The organism is Synechococcus sp. R55.2, assembly GCF_047462075.1.
GTDB lineage: Bacteria > Cyanobacteriota > Cyanobacteriia > Thermostichales > Thermostichaceae > Thermostichus.
In genome coordinates, this window is the sequence record NZ_JANSIH010000309.1 from 1 (window position 1) to 4086 (window position 4086).

Annotated in this window: 3 protein-coding genes; 1 reads left to right on the forward strand and 2 read right to left on the reverse strand. The window is 59.9% G+C overall.

The window, feature by feature from the left end:
• Nucleotides 1-204: 204 nt before the first annotated feature.
• Entirely contained in the window at nt 205-1161 is a 957-nt protein-coding gene (locus tag NW838_RS09840; protein ID WP_414358402.1) for an NAD-dependent epimerase/dehydratase family protein, read from the forward strand.
• Nucleotides 1162-1264: 103 nt separating this feature from the next.
• Here NW838_RS09840 and cobW read toward each other — a convergent pair whose 3' ends face one another.
• Nucleotides 1265-2323, reverse strand: a complete 1059-nt coding sequence (gene cobW, locus NW838_RS09845; RefSeq protein ID WP_414342924.1) for a cobalamin biosynthesis protein CobW — start codon at nt 2321-2323, stop codon at nt 1265-1267.
• 131 nt (nt 2324-2454) lie between these two features.
• The gene (psbC, locus tag NW838_RS09850) at nt 2455-3834 is read right to left on the reverse strand and encodes a photosystem II reaction center protein CP43 (protein ID WP_369791763.1); all 1380 of its coding nucleotides are present in this window, start codon (nt 3832-3834) and stop codon (nt 2455-2457) included.
• Nucleotides 3835-4086 lie beyond the last annotated feature (252 nt).

Here is a 4086-nt window from a genome sequence, read left to right on the forward strand (position 1 = left end):
CTCCCGGCACTGACCCTACGGGTACAGTGCGGGGCTCCTGCGATTTCTAGCTGACATCCTTGCGGCCAGATTTCCAGTGTGGGGTTTGCCAAGTCGAGCGGCTCTCTTGCAGGGGAATTGAGGGCTCAGGCAGTCCGGCAGACAGAAGCTGAAGCGGTACACTAGTCAGAAGCTTTTTTCATCGAGTCCCGTTGGGAAGACCTCTTGCGAAACCTGTTTCTTACCGGCGCTAGCGGCTGCCTGGGGCACTATGTGTTGGAGCGCCTGGCCCAGCAAAGGGATCCCGAGTTTCCGGAGCGGCCCGCCTACCACCTGTACGTTCTCATCCGCGAGACCAGCCGCCTGCGGCTGCCCCTAGAACGGCTGCCCGCCCCTATCACCCTAGTACCCGGCGATCTCCTGCGCATCCGGGAACACGCCGCTCTGCTGCGCCAGATGGACGGGCTGATCCACATGGCGGCAGCTTGGGGGGATCCCGCCCTGGCTTGGGCCGTGAATGTTACCCACACCCTGGAGCTCTTTCAGTTGTTGGATCCGGAGCGCTGTCAGCAGGTGATCTACTTTTCCACGGCCAGCCTTTTGAACCAGGACCTGGAGCCTTTGGCCATTGCCGGACGGGCCGGCACCGACTACATCCGCAGCAAGTACGAGATGCTGCTGCGGCGGCAGGAAAGCGGCTTCTGGCCGGAGCGCCTGCTCACCCTTTATCCCACCCTGCTCTTTGGCGGCAGCCCCCACCACCCCTACTCCCACATCACTGCCGGCCTCAAGGACGTTCTCCGCTGGCTGGATCTGATCCGCTTTTTGCGGGTGGATGCCAGCTTCCACTTTATCCACGCTGCCGATGTGGCCGAGATGGTGGCCTATTGGGTGGCCCATCTGCCTGGTGGCGGCGATTGGGTGTTGGGCAATCCCCCCCTCTCCTGGGATGAATGTGTGGAACAGATGTGTGCTTATTTCAAAAAACGGATTTATTTCCGCGTGCCTCTGCCCCCGGCTCTCGTTCGCGGCTTGGCCTTTCTATTTCGGGTGCGGCTTTCAGCCTGGGATGAGTTCTGTCTGCGCCAGCGCCATTTTGTTTACCCGGCCATTTCCCCAGAAACCCTGGGTTTGCGCTGCCACTTCCCCACCGTGGCCTCTCTTTTGGATACCTACCTCTAGACCACCTTTGAGTAACAGTAGAACTGGACGCTACTTCCTTTCCCTCTGGGACGGGGGGATGAGAGCCGAGGACCCAAGGGATCCCACTCGCCTCCGACAGGGATCAGCCGGTGGGGGCCACCGTTTCTCTGATGGCCAAGGCCTGGAGCTGGGCGGCAATGCGCTCGCGGTTGAGGTTTTGCCCAATCAGCACCAGTCGGGTCAAGCGCGGCTCCTGGGGTCGCCAGGGGCGGTCGTAGTAGGTTTCAAATCGGGATCCCACTCCCTGCAGCACCAGCCGCATCGGCTTGTAGGGGACGGCCACAAACCCTTTTATCCGGTAAAGACATTCCTCTTGGGCCAACTGGCGTAGCTGAGCCACCAGGGATCCCGGCTCATAACCTCCCTCCAGGCTGAGGTAGAAAGACTCAAAAGCTTCGTGCTCATGCTCCTCCCCGTGATCGTGGTGGCTGGGGCGGCGCTCGAGCTGGTCTTCCACCGCTGCATTAAAGCCCAAGAGCACTTCTGGGGGAACCTGCCCCCGCTCACAAGGGAGGATTTGAACCTCAGGGCGCAAGTGGTGCCGCAGCCAGCTTTCCACCCGAGCTTGCTCCTCTTGGGTAATCTGATCCACCTTGGTGAGCACCACCAAATCGGCACAACTCAACTGATCCTCAAACAATTCCTCAAGCGGAGTCTCATGGTCCAAACTTTCGTCAGCCTGCCGCTGCGCCTCCAGGGCCGCCGGATCCCCCACCAGTTGCCCGGAGGCCAGAGCCTGACCATCCACCACCGTAATCACCGCATCCACCGTGGCGCCTGTACGAATGGTGGGCCAGCGGAAAGCCTGCACGAGCGGCTTGGGCAAGGCCAGTCCTGAGGTTTCAATCAAAATGCAGTCTAGCTCCGCCCGCCGCTGCAACAGAGCTTCCATGGTGGGCAAAAACTCCTCCTGCACCGTGCAGCAGAGACAGCCGTTGGCCAGCTCCAGAATGGGGATGGATCCCTCCCCCTCACACAGTTGGCAATCCCGCAGCAACTCGCCGTCGATGCCCACTTCGCCAAACTCGTTAACCAACACGGCAATGCGGCGGCCCTGGTTGTTGAGCAAAAGGTGACGGATCACCGTGGTCTTGCCGGATCCCAGAAATCCGGTGATGACGGTAACAGGGATCTTGTGCATCTGCTCTGATGACTCAGCGCTCTTCAGTTTCCACCCCAAACTTTCTTTCTGCCAATCCTTGAGGGGGGGATGCCCAAAAAAAGGCCCCCGGCAAGGGGGGCCAAAGGTACATTCCAGAGGGACTTATGCCCTTATCGGATCGGCTTCATCCGGTAAACCGGCTCGTTCTCGCGGCTGATCCCTTTCTCAAAGCCAGCAGCGGCAGCGCGAGCGCGACCGGCATGCCACAGGTGACCCACGAAGAACAGGAAGCCGAAGATGAAGTTGTGAGCAGCCAACCAGGTGCGCGGGCTGGTGAAGTTCACCGTGTTGATCTCGGTAGCCACACCACCCACCGAGTTCAGGGATCCCAGCGGCGCGTGGGTCATGTACTCCACTGCACGGCGGGCTTGCCAGGGCTGAATGTCGTTTTTCAGCTTATCCAGATCCAACCCATTGGGGCCCAGCAGCGGCTCTTTCCAAGGAGCGCGCACATCCCAGAAGCGCATCGTCTCACCGCCAAAGATGATCTCGCCCGTGGGGGAGCGCATCAGGTATTTACCCAGACCGGTGGGACCTTGGGCTTGGCCAATGTTCGCCCCCAGGCGCTGGTCGCGCACGATGAAGGTGAGGGCTTGCGCTTGCGAGGCTTCTGGGCCAGTGGGGCCGTAGAACTCGCTGGGGTAGACGGTGTTGTTGAACCAGATGTAGCAGGTGGCAATGAAGCTCATCAGCGAAACCGCCGCCAAGCTGTAGGAGAGATAGGCCTCCCCAGACCAGATAAAGGCGCGGCGAGCCCAACCAAAGGGCTTGGTGAGGATGTGCCAAATCCCACCGGCAATGCAGATGATGCCAATGTAGATGTGGCCGCCGATTACATCCTCCATGTTGTCGACGCTGATGATCCAGCCTTCCCCACCAAAAGGAGATTTAAACAGGTAGCCGAAGATCACGGCGGGGTTCAAGGTGGGGTTGGTAATTACCCGCACATCGCCACCCCCTGGAGCCCAGGTGTCATAGACACCGCCAAACCACATGGCCTTGGCCACCAATAGGAAAGCCCCCAACCCCAACAGGATCAGGTGGATCCCCAGGATGGTGGTCATCTTGTTCTTGTCTTTCCAGTCGTAGCCGAAGAAGGGGAAAGACTGCTCCAGAGTTTCTGGGCCGCGAATGGCGTGATAAATGCCCCCCAACCCCAGCACGGCGCTGGAGATCAGGTGCAGCACCCCGATGACAAAGTAGGGGTAGGTGTCAATCACCTCGCCCCCCGGGCCAACCCCCCAGCCCAGAGTGGCCACGTGGGGCATCAGGATCAGGCCCTGCTCATACATAGGCCGATCCGGCGTGAAGTGAGCCACCTCAAACAGCAGCATCGCTCCCGCCCAGAAGACGATCAAGCCAGCGTGGGCCACATGGGCGCCCAAAAGCCGACCGGAGAGATTAATCAAGCGGGCATTCCCAGCCCACCAGGCAAATCCGCCTTGGGTGCGATCTTGCACCACTGCAGAACCAAATGTTGTCGAGGTCACAGAGACCAACCTCCAATGATAGTCAGGAACAAGAGACACCAAAAAAAGTTTAGTTAACGCGAGCGCCTGCCGTTGGGCTCCCTGTCCACTGGGATCCGCGGCAGGGGATCCCTTGGGCAAGCGCTCATCCTCACAGAGCAGATCTCTAGGGATCTACCGCAGCTAAAGTCGAGCGAGCTCAGTGGGTTTAGAGCGCATTGCCGCGGGGGAGGACTTCTTCAGGGAACTCAAAGCGCTCATGCGGCTGGTCCT

What these genes read in the sequence shown, in the direction of transcription:
- cobW (WP_414342924.1), bottom strand. Translation starts at nt 2,323, where the DNA reads ATGCACAAGATCCCTGTTACCGTCATCACCGGATTTCTGGGATCCGGC.